Annotated in this window: 11 protein-coding genes; 6 read left to right on the top strand and 5 right to left on the bottom strand. The window is 73.4% G+C overall.

The genetic code is table 11. The features are described 5' to 3' along the window. The first annotated feature begins 112 nt into the window (after window positions 1-112). On the top strand, window positions 113-2,542 hold the full coding sequence (locus tag IE244_RS17390) for a SpoIIE family protein phosphatase (RefSeq protein WP_191874435.1): 2,430 nt from the start codon (window positions 113-115) through the stop codon (window positions 2,540-2,542). Between the two features lie 296 nt (window positions 2,543-2,838). Here the strand turns inward: IE244_RS17390 and IE244_RS17385 are convergent, their stop codons facing one another. The 3 genes from IE244_RS17385 to IE244_RS17375 form a co-directional block, all read right to left on the bottom strand. Further along, complete coding sequence (locus IE244_RS17385; protein WP_191874693.1) at window positions 2,839-3,312, bottom strand: flavin reductase family protein; 474 nt, start codon at window positions 3,310-3,312, stop codon at window positions 2,839-2,841. A 213-nt stretch (window positions 3,313-3,525) separates the two neighbouring features. Continuing rightward, complete coding sequence (locus IE244_RS17380) at window positions 3,526-4,191, bottom strand: peptidoglycan-binding domain-containing protein (RefSeq protein WP_191874434.1); 666 nt, start codon at window positions 4,189-4,191, stop codon at window positions 3,526-3,528. A 166-nt stretch (window positions 4,192-4,357) separates the two neighbouring features. Then, entirely contained in the window at window positions 4,358-5,200 is an 843-nt protein-coding gene (locus tag IE244_RS17375; RefSeq protein ID WP_191874433.1) for an ATP-grasp domain-containing protein, read from the bottom strand. A 314-nt stretch (window positions 5,201-5,514) separates the two neighbouring features. Here IE244_RS17375 and IE244_RS17370 point away from each other — a divergent pair, with 314 nt between their 5' ends. The 3 genes from IE244_RS17370 (at window position 5,515) to IE244_RS17360 (ending at window position 9,959) form a co-directional block, all read left to right on the top strand. Continuing rightward, window positions 5,515-6,261 (top strand): TetR family transcriptional regulator, encoded by a 747-nt coding sequence (locus tag IE244_RS17370; protein ID WP_191874432.1) that lies wholly within the window; start codon window positions 5,515-5,517, stop codon window positions 6,259-6,261. 160 nt (window positions 6,262-6,421) lie between these two features. After that, window positions 6,422-6,841, top strand: coding sequence for a Zn-ribbon domain-containing OB-fold protein (locus IE244_RS17365; RefSeq protein ID WP_191874431.1), 420 nt, complete (start codon window positions 6,422-6,424; stop codon window positions 6,839-6,841). A gap of 349 nt (window positions 6,842-7,190) precedes the next feature. Then, window positions 7,191-9,959, top strand: coding sequence for an alpha/beta hydrolase family protein (locus tag IE244_RS17360; RefSeq protein WP_191874430.1), 2,769 nt, complete (start codon window positions 7,191-7,193; stop codon window positions 9,957-9,959). Window positions 9,960-9,980: 21 nt separating this feature from the next. Here the strand turns inward: IE244_RS17360 and IE244_RS17355 are convergent, their stop codons facing one another. After that, entirely contained in the window at window positions 9,981-10,367 is a 387-nt protein-coding gene (locus IE244_RS17355) for a PPOX class F420-dependent oxidoreductase (protein ID WP_191874429.1), read from the bottom strand. A gap of 477 nt (window positions 10,368-10,844) precedes the next feature. Between IE244_RS17355 and IE244_RS17350 the strand changes: the two genes are divergently transcribed. After that, window positions 10,845-11,975, top strand: coding sequence for a SagB/ThcOx family dehydrogenase (locus tag IE244_RS17350; protein WP_191874428.1), 1,131 nt, complete (start codon window positions 10,845-10,847; stop codon window positions 11,973-11,975). A gap of 14 nt (window positions 11,976-11,989) precedes the next feature. Here IE244_RS17350 and IE244_RS17345 read toward each other — a convergent pair whose 3' ends face one another. Continuing rightward, window positions 11,990-13,177 carry a MalY/PatB family protein gene (locus IE244_RS17345; RefSeq protein ID WP_191874427.1) on the bottom strand — a complete coding sequence of 396 codons (1,188 nt, stop codon included), beginning with the start codon at window positions 13,175-13,177 and terminating at the stop codon, window positions 11,990-11,992. Window positions 13,178-13,322: 145 nt separating this feature from the next. On the opposite strand from IE244_RS17345, the gene IE244_RS17340 reads away from it, so the two are divergent. Continuing rightward, a complete protein-coding gene (locus tag IE244_RS17340; protein WP_191874426.1) occupies window positions 13,323-14,153 on the top strand; it encodes an SAM-dependent methyltransferase in 831 nt (276 codons plus the stop codon). The last annotated feature ends 128 nt before the right edge of the window (window positions 14,154-14,281 follow it).

Genomic DNA, 14,281 nt, shown 5'->3' with positions numbered 1-14,281 from the left:
CCGCGGTGCCGCCCGGCGCCCCGGGCAGGGGCTGGTGTGAACCCCTTGCAAGAAGTTCGTGCACAGCTCATATGAATCCCGACCCGGCAGACGAGTGATCGAACGGCTCCGCATGTGCCATGCTCGTCGCGTGACGAGCGAGCCCGTGCACCCGCTGGACCCGGCCGGCGCAGATCTTGCAGCGTTGGCGAAGGTCGTGGCCCGGCAGCGCGCGGAGATGGAACGACTTCGGGACCTGGCCGCCACCTCGGCGGTCCTGGAGCGGGCCAAGGGCGTGCTGATGGCCGTCGCCGGGTGCACCCCGGAAGCCGCGCACGACGAGCTGCTGCAGCGCGCCCAGGACGGCAACCGCACGCTCCTCGAACAGTGCTGGCTCACCCTCGGCGCCCTGCTGCCGCCGAAAGGGCAGCCCCCCGCCGCACCGACGGCCCCCGCCGGAACGCGCTCCGCCGGATCCTGGGACGTCGCGCCCACCGGCACGGTGGAACTGGCGAAGATACTCGCGCACATCGGCCGGGACCTGGTCCGGGTCGGCACGCCGCACGAACTGGCCCAGTGCCTGCTCGACCACCTCGCGCCCGAGACGGACGCCGACGCCGTGATGCTGTACGAGCGGCTGCCCGAGGACGGGCTGGAACTGATCGGGCACGCGGGCATCGACGCCACCCTCGCCGCGCAGTGGCGGTTCGTGCCCCCGGTGAGCGGAGTGGTCCCGCTCGACGCCCTGCGGTCCGGCGAGCCGCGGTGGCTGGAGGACCTCGAAGCGGAGAGCGACCGGTTCCTGCTGCTCGGGCAGGCCCCGGAACGGTGGCCCAGCCGGGCCTGGCTGCCCGTGCCGGCCGGGGACACGGCAAGCGTCGCCCTCGGTGTGCTGTGCCGGCGCGGCGGACCGTTCGCACCGCGGCAACGCGAGCTGCTGCGGGCCGTGGCCCGGCTGTGCGCGGGCCGGCTGCGCGCCTTCGACACCTCCCAGGAACACACCGGTGACGGCGTCGCCCAGACCGTGCAGTCGGTGTTCGACGCGCTGCCGGGCGCGGCGATCCTGCTGACCCCGCTGCGCGCCGCCTCGGGCGAGGTGGAGGACTACCGGATCGAGGCCGCCACCTCGGAGGCGGTCGACGTGTTCGGCCGCACCGGCCGGGAAATGGTCGGCAGACAGGTCCTGGAGAGCTACCCGTCCGTCGCCGGCGAGCCGCTGTGGCACGGCTACCTCCAGGCCCTGCACACGGGCGTGCCGTTCGAGAGCGAGCCGTTCGTCTACCAGGACGCGGTCGGCGAGGTGCCCCTGGCCGCCACCTACTCGGTGCGGGCCGCGCCGCTGGGCGACGGGCTGCTGGTGACCTGGCTGCGGCACGACACCGCGGACCGGCAGGAGCAGCGCCTGTCCGACGTCCAGCGGCTCGGCAACCTCGGCTGGGCCAACTGGAACCTGCTCACCCAGGAGATCTCCTGGTCCGAGCAGGCGTACGCCGTTCTCGGCCGGCCCGGCGGGCAGCAGCCGCTCGGCCTCGAACGGCTGCCGGACCTGGCCCTGCCCGAGGACGCGGGGCCGCTCACCCACGCGATCGCCGAACTGATCCGCCACGCCCGGCCGTTCGACATGCCGTTCCGTATCGACACACCCGAGGGTGTCCGGCACCTGCGGCTCGTCGCGGAGGCCGTCACCGCGCCGGACGGCACCGCCGTCGAGGTGCACGGCTTCGTCCAGGACCTCACCCCGCAGCGCAGCGCGGAACTGGCGCTCGTCGAGAGCGAGCGCGCGATGCTTCTGCAGCGCGGGATCCTGCAGGCCGAGCGGGCTCTGGCCGCCCGGCTGCAGCACGCCCTGCTGCCGCTGCCGGTCAAGCCGGTGCGGCTGGCCGGGCTGCGCGTCGAGGTCGCGTACCTGCCGGCGCAGTCCGGCATACACGTCGGCGGCGACTGGTTCAGCGCCATCGAACTGCCCGACGACGACGCGTTGTTCGTGGTCGGGGACGTGGCGGGCCATGGCATCGACGCCGTGGCCACGATGGCCCAGCTCCGGTTCACCGCCAAGGGCATGGTCACCACCGGCTCCTCGCTGACCGGGGCGCTGGCGCGGCTCAACTACCTGCTGCTGCACTCCCGCGACAACCAGAGCACCGCCACCTTGGTCCTCGCCCGCTACAACCCCGGCCGGCACGTCCTCGCCTGGGCGCAGGCCGGCCATCTGCCGCCGCTGCTCGTGCGCCGGGGCGAGGTGCGCTACCTCGACCGGCCCGGCGGCATCCTGCTCGGCGCGACCGCGGCCCCCGCCTACGAGTCGGCGGAACTCCGTCTGGAACCCGGGGACCGGCTGCTGCTGTACACCGACGGCCTGGTCGAACGCCCCGGCGAGAGCCTCGATGCGGGCCTGGACCGGCTGGCCGAGGCGGTGCGCACCCATGGCTGCGGCGCAACGGACTCCCTGGAGACGCTGCTCGCCACGATGCTCGCGGACGAGCGGCGGGACGACGTGTGCGTGGTGGACATCAGGATGCCGCTGGAGGGCTCGGAGGGCACGGCCGACGGGGCGGACGCGTAGGCGCGGGATCTGCCGGCGCGGCGGCCCGGTGCCCGTGTCGGGGCGGCGCAGCCGGCGTCAGTCGTCGTCCTCGTCCTCGCCCCGGTGCCGCCAGTACCAGCACACGCCGACGACCAGGGCCAGCAGGAAGACAGCGGGCACGAGCAGGCCCGGGATGCGGGAGCCGGTCATCGGGCTGGCCTTCGGTCGTGGTGCGGCGGAGCACGCGGCCGTCGGCCGCGGGCTGACCAGCATGGGCCCGGCCCGCCGCGTCCGCCGCCAACTTTTCTGAAGTGTTGCCCGGCGTTCGAATCCGCTCAGTCCACGGGGTGACCGGCGGCGATGCCGGCCGCGTCGGACAGCCGCAGCAACGGTCCCTCCCGCCCCTGACCCCACTCCACCGGGTCCAGGACGAAGCCGACATGGTCGCCGCCGTCGGTGCGGTGCAGGATGGTGCCCACGAACCAGGCCGCCGCGTCCCGCAGGACCACCGCGCCGCCGTGCCCCTCGGCCCAGGCCAGGTGCACGAACTTGTCGATCTCGTCGCCGGTACTGCCGCCGAAGAGTTCCGCGAGGTCTCGCTGGTCACGGGTGAGCAGGTGGACGGCGAGGTGCTGTGCGGCCCGGGCGACCCGGTAGGTGTGGTTGGCCTTGGACAGCCAGACGGTGAACCGGGGCGGCCGGATGGAGCACTGCGAGGCGAAGCCGACCAGGCACCCCGCCCGCTCGCCGTCGGCCATGGCGGTGACCACGCACATGTCGGGGTCCAGCCGGTCGAAGAAGCCGTCCATGCCGGCCGTGCCGGGCCCGCCGTCCGCCGGACCGCCGTTCACCGTGCCGGCGCCGCCGGCCGCGTCCGCCCTGCCGTCCGCCCTGCCGCCGCTCGCCGTACCGCCCACGTCCGTCATCCACCACGCTCCCGTCCGCCGCTCCTGCCCGCCTCTGGCCTCACCCGGAAAGACCCGGGCCCGGCCCGCGCCTCCCCGGTGTTCCCCGCGTGCCGCTCACGCATCGTCGCCGGAGCCGGTGCGCGACTCAAGCGCGCGGCGCGTGTCGTCGCCATAGACCCCGGTCTCGTCACCACTGATGCCGTACCAGAGCTGGAAGCGGGCCACGGCCGCGGTGAGGGTGGCGTCAAAGGTGCCGCTGGTGGAGCCGTCGCGGTAGACGTCCGGGACGCGCAGCAGGCGCTGCTGCAGATCGGTGACCTCGGGGCCGGTGTCGCCCTGGCGGAGGGTGCCTGGGCCGTCCGGGTCGGCGGTGGCGGCGGGGGGCGCGAGGGACGGGGTGGGGGCCGTCGCCGGTGTGGTGGCGGGCGGTGCCGCGGTGGTCGCCGGCCGGGACGGCCGTGCGGTCGCGGCGGCCTCCCGGGCGGAGGGGAGCAGCAGGGCGCAGCCGAAGCCGAGGAGGGCGGCGGCGGCCACGGCACCGGCGACGACCGGCGGGCGCACACCGCGGCGCCGTCCGACGGCGCCGGAAGGGGCGGTGGCGGGCGGTACGGGCGGCAGTTCCTGCGTCTCCGCCTCCTCGGTGTGCGCTGTCCGCGCCGGGGCGGTCTCCATCTCGCGCATCAGCTCCGCGAGGGCGTCGAAGCGGCGGGTCCGCAGGACCCGGACGGGTTCCAGGACCGGTCCGGGATGCGGCCGTCGAGGATCGGGCGGTGTCGGCACCTGGCTCTCCTTCCGTCCCGGCGGACGGGACTCACGAGCTCCCCGTGCTCAGATACGGCGCGGACGGCGACCCCGTTCAAGAGCCGGCTCGTCGGCCGTCGGGGCCGCGCCGGCACCGGCCCTCGGCGACCCGGCGGGTACGGCCGGGGCCACCGGCGGGTCACCGTCAGGCTGGGCTGAGCACTCCCTGCACGAACCGGCTCAGGGACGCCGTGAACGCGGTGACGAAGGCCTCCCTGGGCTCCTCCGGCAGGGCCTGGAGGGACAGGTAGGGGTTCAGGTCCTCCAGTTCGACCAGCAGGAGGCCGCCGTCGCGGGTGCGGCAGGCGTCGACGCGCTGGATGCCGGTGCCGAGGTCGTTCCAGTCGATGAAACGGCGCGCGAACTCCAGGTCGGCGGCGGTGGCCGCATAGGGTTCGAGCTCCCAGCGGCGCTGCGGGTCGGGGGCGTACAGGGCGTACTGGAAGTCGTCGTCGACGAAGTAGAAGGACACCTCGTGGACGAAGTCGACGCAGGGCTGGATCAGCACCTGCCCGGTGGCGAGCGCGGCGACCTGGCCGGCGGGGACGATCCGCAGGCCGAGGGAGTCCGCGCCGAGCATCGGCTTGACGACGTACCGCTCGGCGGCGGGCAGCAGGTGCAGGTCCTCGGCGCGGCCGACCGTCGGGATGACGGGGAAGCCGGCGGCGCTCAGATCGAGCAGGTACTGCTTGCCGGCCATGTCCGCCTTGCCGGTGAGCGGGTTGTACACGCGCGTGCCGGTGCCGAGCGCCCGCGTGCGGAAGGCGTCGTACGCGCTCTGGTGGCCGAGGACGGGGCCGCTGTTGCGGACGACCACGGCGTCGAACCCGTCCAGCAGCGCCGCGGCGTCCCGCGGATGGCACAGGGCGAGGTCGAAGCGGTCGCGCAGCCGGGAGGTGAGGAAGATGTCCTCGTCGCAGTAGCGGCGCCCGCGGGCCTCGTACGCCAGGTCGGTGACGTAGAGCAGGCGGGGGCGGGCGGCGGGCATGGGGCGTCTCCTCGGGCGGTGCGCCGGTGTCGGGGCGGCCGGCCGTCCGGGGCCGGGAGGCGGGGCCGCCTGCCGGCGCGGACCGGTCCCGGCACGGTGGAGAAAGGTTACGTCGCAGGGTGCGCGGCCATGTCGGGCGGGGTCCCGCTGCCGTGCCGGAGGCCCGCCGCCCACCGTTCCTCGGCACGAAGGCGGGCGAGGCCGCCGCGGACGGATCGCTCCCGGGGCCGCCACCAAAGCACTCAGTTCCCCCATAAGCCCACTCAGACTGCACTGAGTGTCACCCGACCCGTCCGGGTGCTACGTTCCCCTCCATGAGCTCCAGCAGCGCGGCGCCGGCCGCGAAGCCGCCGATGCGGGAGGCCCTCGTCGCGGCGGCCTTCCAGCTCTTCCTGGAACGCGGGTACGAGCAGACCACCGTGGACGACATCGCGGCCCTCGCCGGGGTCGGCCGGCGTTCGTTCTTCCGCTACTTCCCCTCCAAGGAGGACGTGGTCTTCCCCGACCACGAGCGCTGTCTGGCCGACATGACCGCCTTCCTGGCCGCGGGCGGCGAGGAGCACGAACCGGTGCGGCGGGTGTGCGACGCGGCCCGTCTGGTGCTGGGGATGTACGCGGAGAACCCCACCTTCTCCGTGCAGCGCTACCGCCTCACCAAGCAGGTGCCGGGCCTGCGCGCCTACGAACTGTCGGTGGTGTGGCGCTACGAGCGCGCGCTCGCCGAGTACCTGCGCGGGCGGTTCGCGGGGCGGCCCGACGGAACGCTGCGCGCGGACGTCGTCGCGGCCGCGGTGGTCGCCGCGCACAACAACGCGCTGCGCTCCTGGCTGCGTTCGGACGGCCTGGGTGACGCGGGCGCGGCGGTGGACCATGCGCTGGGGTATGTGCAGAAGGCGTTCGGGCGCGGCACCGAGCCCGGCGCGTCGCCCGTCCGGGCCGCCGCGGTGACGGCCGGCGAACCGGCCGGCCCCGGCGAGGACGTGGTGGTGCTGGTCTCCCGCCGGGACGCCCCGCTGTGGCGGGTGGTGCAGGAGCTGGAGACGGCGCTCGGTCGCTGCTGACGAGGCTCGCGCTCGCCAAAAAGGGGTACGGAGTGCCTTTACGAGTGACACTCAGTGCCATACTCTGTCGGCGTGCACGGCGGCACGGCCACCGCGCACGCGTGTGCCCGGTGCGCGCCGGACACGCGGGATTCCGGCCGAGCGCAGGGAGTTGACCAGCGTGTACCACCACTCAGCAAACGCTTCGCATCCGGCGGCCGGCTCCGCGGCGGGTGTGCTCGATCCCGTCTCCGCGGACCCCAGGGACGCCATCGTCTTCCAGCGGTGCACCTGGTGCGGCACCGCGATGTACCACCGGCTGCTGTGTCCGGTGTGCCAGGGCAGCGAGCTGTGCACGGAGCGCAGCGAGGGCGTCGGGACGGTCCGGCACTCCACCGTGGTGCACCGCAACACGCCCGCGGCCCGCAACGTCTCGCTGATAGAGATGGCCGAGGGGTTCGTCGTACGGGGCCGGGTCATGGGTCCGCCGGTCGGCATCCACAGCGGTGACCGGGTCCGGCTGTCCACCGCCCAGGATCCGGTGCGCGGCGAGCCGGTCTTCCAGCTGCTGGACGAGTCGTACCGGAGCGCCTGGACCTGACGGCCAGGCGGTCGGGGCGGGCGCCGGGTGAGCCGTACGCCACCGGCGTGCGGTTCGGCCACGACTCCGCGCGCGGTGACGACCGTGGCCGGGGCCCGCCATCGGCTCCCCTGGACCGGCCGAGCCTCTCTCCGGCACCTCCCGTGTGCCGCATCGCCGGCCCCTGCGGGACGGGCCGGCGGAACCGGCGCGCAACTGGCCGTATGAAGACCGTCGTTGGCCTGGTCACATCATGTGAACGATCACTCTTCCTTCACAGGCAACCCACAGCCGCCGCCTTCCGTCCTCCGGAGGCGAGGGGCTCCCGGGACGGTCGGGACGCCCGAGGTCGGGGGCTGAAGGAGGAACAGTGGTCCGTGCCCGGCGCATATGGGTGACCGCCGCCGCGTTGCTCGCGGTGGCGGGGGCGTCCCCAGGGGCGGCAGTCGCTCAGGTTCAACCAAGGTCGCAGGCAGGTACGTCGGCCGTCCCTGAGGACGGGACGCTGCCGCCGGGATGGCGGCTCGCCGGCGGCCGGGCGGCGCCGCAGCTGGTGTGGCGGTCGGACCGGCCGGTGCCGATGGGTGACGCCCGGGTCGAATTCCGGTCGGGCGGACGGCTGTTGGGAGTACCGCGGCCCGACGCGGACGGGCACACCTTCCGGCTCCCGCTGGACGGGCACCGGGCCGGTGTGTCGCCCCCGCTGCGGGGCCTGCAGGTGTGGTCCGGCGGGCGGCGGCTGGACGCGCCGCGCGCCACCGGGGCCGTGGCCGCGGCCCGGCCGCCGGCCCCGCTGCCCGCGAACGCGGTCGATCCGGGCAAGCCCGGTGCGTACCGCACGACGACCGGTGAGTACAGCCTGAAGTCGGTGAAGCTGCCGGGGCTTTCGGCGCCGGTGGAGATGCGCGGGGTGGTCGTCGCCCCGGTCGGCGCCCCGGGCAGGCGTCCGCTGGCACTGTTCCTGCACGGCCGCCACTTCACCTGCTACAAGGGCCGGGGCATCACCGGCGACTGGCCGTGCAAGCCCGGTACGCGGCCCGTGCCCAGTCACCGCGGCTACCTGCGTGACCAGAAGCTCCTCGCCTCGCAGGGCTATGTGACCGTCTCGGTCTCCGCCAACGGCATCAACGGCCAGGACGACGCGGCCGAGGACGGCGGCGCCCAGGCCCGCTCCTCACTGGTACGGCTGCACCTGGCCCGGTGGGCCGACTGGGCCGCGCACCCCGAGACCGCCCCGCCCGTCGTACGCCACTCCCCCCGCGCCGACCTGTCCCGTGTGCTGCTCGTCGGCCACTCCCGCGGCGGCGAGGGCGTCAACCGGGCGGCGCTGGACAGCCTTTACCCGCCGCCCGCCGACCAGGACGGCTACCACGGCCCGGTCCGCTGGACCATCCGCGGCATGGTCCTCATCGGCCCCACCGTCTTCGGTCAGAACCCGGTGCCCGACGTACCGTCCGTGACGATCCTGCCCGGCTGCGACGGTGACGTCTCCGACCTGCAGGGCGAGGTGTACGTCGACGGCACCCGCGCGGTCGGCGACGGCCGGGCGCTGCACAGTGCCGTGTACGTCATCGGCGCCGACCACAACTTCTTCAACTCCGAGTGGACGCCGGGCCAGGCCGCGGCGCCCGCCGAGGACGACTTCTCCGACGACCCGGGGCACCCCGACCCGGTGTGCAACAAGCACGCGGCGACCCGGCTCACCGCCGACCAGCAGCACCGGGCCGGTTCGACGTACATCGCGGCCGCAGCCCGGCTGTTCCTCGCCGGGGACGACCGGGTGCGTCCGCTGCTGGACGGCTCCGGGAAGCGGGCGCCGTCGGCGGACCCCGCGCGGGTGCTCAGCCACGCGGTGGGCGCGCGCCGGAGTGCCGGGTTCCTTCCGGACGGCGGGGTGTCGGTGACCGGCGCCCGGCTGTGCGACGCGGTGGCCACCAGCCCGGCGAAGGCCTGTCTGGACCCGCGTGCGAAGGGCGCGTCGCCGCACTTCGCGCAGTGGGCGACCGCTCCGGAGACCGGCCGGCAGGCGATCGCGCTGCACTGGACGCGCACCGGTGCCCCGGCGCGGGTGAGTCTGGCGCGGCCCGTGTCGCTGTCCGGCTCCGAGGCGCTGGCGCTGCGGCTGTTCGTGCCGCCGAACTCACGCGGCACGAAACTGGACGTGTCCCTCACCGACTCCGCCGGCCGTACGGCGAAGCTGGGCGGCATCAGTGCCGACGGGCTGCCGGGGAGCGAGCGGACCGCGTCGTACTGGGCGCGCGAGTTCCGGGTGCCGCTGACCGCGGCCGGCCGTGCCGGGCTCGCGCTCGGCTCGGTCAAGTCCATGGAGCTGACGGCGCGTTCGGCGTCCGGACAGGCCTGGCTGATGGACGCGTGGGGCTGGCGGCCGGGAACACCCGCGGCACGGGCGGCGGCGCTGCCCCGCGTGGACCTCGGCCGCAGGACGGTGGCCGAGGGAGACTCGGGCGTGCGCACCTACCACGTTCCGGTCTCGGTGACGGGCCGCGGCAGCGGACAGGTCCGGGTGTACGTCGTCGACCCGGCCACCGGGAAGGCCGGCAACCGGCTGGTGACGGTGCACCCCGGCGGCCACGACATCGACGTACCGGTCGAGGTGAAGGGCAACACCCGCTACGGCACGGACGTGTCGTACGACGTCCTGGTCAAGGCGGTCCACGGTGCGGTCGTCGGCTCCTACCGGGGCGGTGTCACCGTCCACGACGACGATCCGGCCCCGGCGATGACCGTCACCCCGCTCGCCGGCCGGGTCACGGAGGGGCATGCGCTGAAGTGGCGGCTGTCCCTGTCCGAGGCGGTCGACGTCGACATGAGCGCGCTGTTCGCGGTGGCGCCGGCCACCGCGCCCGAGCTGTCCACGAAGGACGTCCCGGCGCGCTGGCTGGAGGAGACCGCCGGGGCGAAGGCCGACCCGGAGCGTCCCCTGTCGAAGGTCGGCGGTCTCACCCTGTGGGTCGACATCCCGGCGGGGCGGACCAGTGCCGACATCACCGTGCCGACGGTCGCGGACCGGGTGCGGGAGCGGGCGGAGTCGGTACGGTTCCGGCAGCTCGACATGCAGACCGGTGAGCCGCGCCCCGACGGGCTGGTGCTGTCCGGATCGGTGCGGGACGCCTCGTAGCGGGCCGGTTCCGGGTGGCCCTCACTCGGCGAGGGTCACCCGGATGCCGACCGTGCCGTCCCGGCCGCGCCGGAGCCTGCTGCCCAGCAGGGTGAGGCGGCCGACGAGGCCGTACTTGCGTGCGATGAGGTCGCGGTAGCGGGCGGTGCCGGCGGCGTCGGTGATCTCCGCGGTGGCCGGCAGCTGATCGCCGGTCGGGTTGCCGCGCAGATCGCAGGGGCCGACGAGGACGTCGGGGCGGCGCCGGATCCGCTTGACCTTGAAGCTGTCGGCGGCCGTCCACACGCCGAGACCGGCACCGTCCCGGACCACCCACACGGGGGTGGCGACCGGGGTGCCGTTCTTGCGGTAGCTGGTCACCAGCAGGTACTTGCCGGCGCCGAGCCGGTCCAGCCGCGTGTCGTCCATGCCCGGCAGTCTAGGGGGCGGCCCGCCGTCCGGGACCGGCCCGGTCAGCTCAGAACCCATCTCTGGACCTCTTCGTATGGCCGCCGCGACCACCACACCGCAAAGCCCAGAACCGATAGCCCTCGTAAACACCCAGGCCTCCACCGAGGCGCGCTATGCGTTGACATCTGCGCCGGTACGCGTACAAGTACCCACTTTGAGCTGTAAGTGCCTCGCTTCCGTCCTTCCAGGTGGTTTGCGGCGACGGCAGGTTCCAGCCCCCTCGCGCCGCGCAGGAGCAGGGTGACGCCAACGAGAGGAGGTGAGGGTGATGCGCAAGATCTCCTTGAACGCCAAGGCCGTGGTCCGGTCCGACCGTGGACGGGCAGCCAAGCGGTACTACATCCACGAGTACAAGTAGCACCGGCCAGGCAGGGGCCGGGAGCGCAGCTCCCGGCCCCTGTGCCTTGCGGCAACGTTCGTATTCCTGGAGGACTGATGCGTCATCGTCGCGCCCGCGGCCTGGTCTGCTACTGGTACGACAGCCAGTTCATCGTGCACCCCTACCCGCACGGCACTGTCACCGCTGTGCACCCCGCCGCCGCCGAAGTGCTGGCCGCGTACGAAGACTGGGCCACGCCGAAAGAAGCCGGGAAAGACCTGGCACACCTCAGCCTCGACACGATCGAGGACGCCGTGTCCGTCCTGACCGAGGCCGGCGCCCTGGTCTGCGAAGACACCCCGCGGGCAGCCCGGGACGAGGAAATCGACCGCCACTGGGGGGCATGGGCGCCCGAAGCCGCGTTCTTGCACTACGCGTCCCAGGACATCTACGACGACGGCGTCGTAGAAACCGACCACGACGCATCCGTGCTGGTCGAAGCCCAAGAGCCGGCCCTGTTCACCGAGTACCCGAACGCCGCCCGGGTGCTGTTGCCCCGGCCAGGCAGCCAGCCAGAACTGGACACCCCCTACAGGCACGTGTTGTACGGGCGGCGCACCCACCGCGACTTCACCGCCGAACCCGTAGCCGTCGAGACGCTGGCCACGCTCTTGGCCACCTGCTTCGGACCGGTCGACTTCATCGACTCCGGCCGCTCCGCGCTCTACCGCCGCACCAGCCCGCAAGGCGGTTCACGCCAGGAACTCGACACCTACCTGGGCGTCCTGAAGGTAAGCGGTCTGGAAGCCGGCTGGTACCACTACAACGGGCTGCAGCACTCCCTCGAACTCCTCAGCAAAGGCTTGACCCCCGAGGAAGCCAGCGCACTGTGTGCCGGCCAGGAGTGGGCCGGTGAGGCCGCCTTCCTCGTCGTCCTGGCCGCGCGACTGGAGCGCATGAGCTGCAAATACGCCACCCCACGGGCCTACCGGGTGTCTCTGCTCAACGCCGGCCACCTCGGGCAGACATTCGCGCTGACCGCCACCGCACTCGGGCTCGGCCCCTTCCAGACCGGAGCCTTCTGTGACACACCCCTGGCCGAACGCTGCACCCTCAACAACACCAGCCATACCCCCCTCTACGTCCTTGCCGCAGGCCATCCCAGCCCTCAGCCCCAGCAGGCCCCGCACCGGGCCACCGCCGCCACCTTCACCTCCACTCGGATCAGGCCGGGAGCTGAGGGCTGACAAATCGACGAGGTTCAAAGATGGGTCATCAGGGCCGCCGCCATGCGCCGTACGCCCTCGGTGAGGATCTCGGGCGAGGTCGCCAGGTTCAGCCGCACGTGCCCCGCGCCGCCGGTGCCGAAGGGCAGGCCCGAGCTGAGGGCGACCCGGCCGCGGTCGAGGAAGACCTGCGCGGGGTCGTCGCCGAGGCCGAGGGCGCGGCAGTCGAGCCAGGCCAGAAAGGTGGCCTCGGCGGGCTGCGGGCGGATCGCGGGCAGGTGTTCGGCGAGCAGGCCGGTGAGCAGGGTCCGGTTGGCCTGCAGCCCGGCGAGCAGGGCGTCCAGCCAGCCGGTGCCCTCGCGCAGGGCGGCCGTGTGGGCGATGACGCCGATGTGGCTGGGGCCGTGTCCGACCTCCTCGGGCAGCCGGTCGAGATCGGCGGCGGCCTCGGGTCCGGCGACGGCGACGGCGGCCTTGAGACCGGCCAGGTTCCAGCCCTTGGAGGCCGACATCAGGGACAGGCCGCGTCCGGCTCCGGGCACACTCAGGTACGGCACGAAGGGGACGCCGGGCGCCACGAGCGGGGCGTGGATCTCGTCCGCGACGACCCGGACGCCGTACCGCTCGGCGCGCGCGGCGACGGAGGCCAGTTCAGCGGCGGTGTGGACGGTGCCGGTGGGGTTGTGCGGGCTGCACAGCAGGAAGGCGGCGCGGCCGGAACCGGTGGTCGCCTGCCGGAACACCTCCTCCAGTGCGGCCAGGTCGATGCGCAGGTCCGCACCGAGCGGGGCTTCGACCACCCGGCGGTCCATGTGGGTGACGAACTGGAAGAACGGCGGATACACCGGCGGGTTGACGATCACGGGATCGCCGGGCCCCGTGACCAGTTTGATCATCTCGACCACGCCGAGCATCACGTCCGGAACGATCGCGGTGCGCCGCACATCGAGCCCGTCCCACTTCCAGCGTACGGCGGCGAAAGCGGCGAGCGCCTCGGCGTAGGCGGTGCCGGCCGGGTATCCGGTGTCGCCGAGGGTGAGCGCGTCGGTCACGGCGCGGACCACGGGTCCGGCGAGCGGTACGTCCATCTCGGCCACCCACAGCGGCAGCACGTCCTCGGGGTAGGTGCGCCATTTCATGCTCGTACGACGGCGCAGCTGCTCCAGACCGAGGGCGCGCAGCGGGTCGGGTTCGCCGGGAGTGTCGTGCGGGATGCTGGTCATGGGGCTCACGATAGGGCCTGGGGCGCGAGCGGGCGCGGGCGGAAGACCGGGGGGCGCGACGGAGATCAACTCGGGCGTCTAGATTGCGTCTTGCACGCTGTATCCCTCCGGCAGGCATCCCATCCGCATCCAGGAGTTGACCCACGTGACCGACAACCCGGCAGCCACCGACGACGTGGCCGTGTCGCTGCGCGCCCGCATCAACACCGGCCAGCCGCACACCGCCCGGATCTGGAACTACTGGCTCGGCGGCAAGGACAACTACGAGGTCGACCGCGCGGCCGGTGACCAGATCCGCCAACTCCACCCGGGCATCGGGGAGTACGCACGCGCCGACCGGCTGTTCCTCGGTCGGGCCGTGCGGCACCTGGCCGGTGAGGTCGGCATCCGGCAGTTCCTGGACATCGGCACCGGGCTGCCCACCGCCGACAACACGCACGAGGTGGCCCAGCGTGTCGCCCCGGAGTCGCGGATCGTGTACGTCGACAACGACCCGCTGGTCCTCGCGCACGCCCGTGCCCTGCTGACGAGTACGCCCGAGGGCCGTACGGACTATCTGGACGAGGATCTGCGCAACGTCGACGCGATCCTCGAACACGCGGCGAAGACGCTGGACTTCAGTGAGCCGGTGGCGCTGATGCTGCTCGGCGTGGTCATCTTCATCGGCGACGAGGAGGACCCGTACCGCCTGGTGCGGGAGTTGACCGGCCGGCTGCCGGCGGGCAGCCACCTGGTGCTGTCGCACACCGTCACCCATCCGTCGATGCCGGACGTGGACGAGGCCGTGAAGTTCTGGAACGAACACGGCACCCCGAAGCTGACCCAGCGCACCCCCGAGGACGTGACCCGGTTCTTCGACGGTCTCGAACTGCTGGAGCCGGGTGTGGTGTCCTGCTCGCGCTGGCGCCCGGAGCACGACCACGGGGCCGAGCCGGAGGAGGTCGCGATGTTCGGCGGGGTGGCCCGCAAGGGCTGAACCCGGGCGGCAGGGATCGGCGCCGTGGCTGAACGCCGCGGGCGCGGGCCGCGTATGGAGGTGCGGGCCCTCGACGACCCGAGGGCCTCGCGCCGCCCGCCACCGCGGCGCGCGTATCGGTTCGGCTT

The sequence above is a fragment of the Streptomyces filipinensis genome (genome assembly GCF_014649495.1).
Classification (GTDB): domain Bacteria; phylum Actinomycetota; class Actinomycetes; order Streptomycetales; family Streptomycetaceae; genus Streptomyces; species Streptomyces filipinensis.
Note: the sequence above shows the minus strand (reverse complement) of the source record. Positions and strands in the feature narration are given on the sequence as shown.

Excerpts from the sequence above, each read along its gene's own strand:
- IE244_RS17390 (WP_191874435.1), top strand. The coding sequence starts at position 113 with ATGTGCCATGCTCGTCGCGTGACGAGCGAGCCCGTGCACCCGCTGGAC.
- IE244_RS17385 (WP_191874693.1), bottom strand. The coding sequence starts at position 3,312 with ATGGACGGCTTCTTCGACCGGCTGGACCCCGACATGTGCGTGGTCACC.
- IE244_RS17375 (WP_191874433.1), bottom strand. The coding sequence starts at position 5,200 with ATGCCCGCCGCCCGCCCCCGCCTGCTCTACGTCACCGACCTGGCGTAC.
- IE244_RS17370 (WP_191874432.1), top strand. The coding sequence starts at position 5,515 with ATGAGCTCCAGCAGCGCGGCGCCGGCCGCGAAGCCGCCGATGCGGGAG.
- IE244_RS17355 (WP_191874429.1), bottom strand. The coding sequence starts at position 10,367 with ATGGACGACACGCGGCTGGACCGGCTCGGCGCCGGCAAGTACCTGCTG.
- IE244_RS17350 (WP_191874428.1), top strand. The coding sequence starts at position 10,845 with ATGCGTCATCGTCGCGCCCGCGGCCTGGTCTGCTACTGGTACGACAGC.
- IE244_RS17345 (WP_191874427.1), bottom strand. The coding sequence starts at position 13,177 with ATGACCAGCATCCCGCACGACACTCCCGGCGAACCCGACCCGCTGCGC.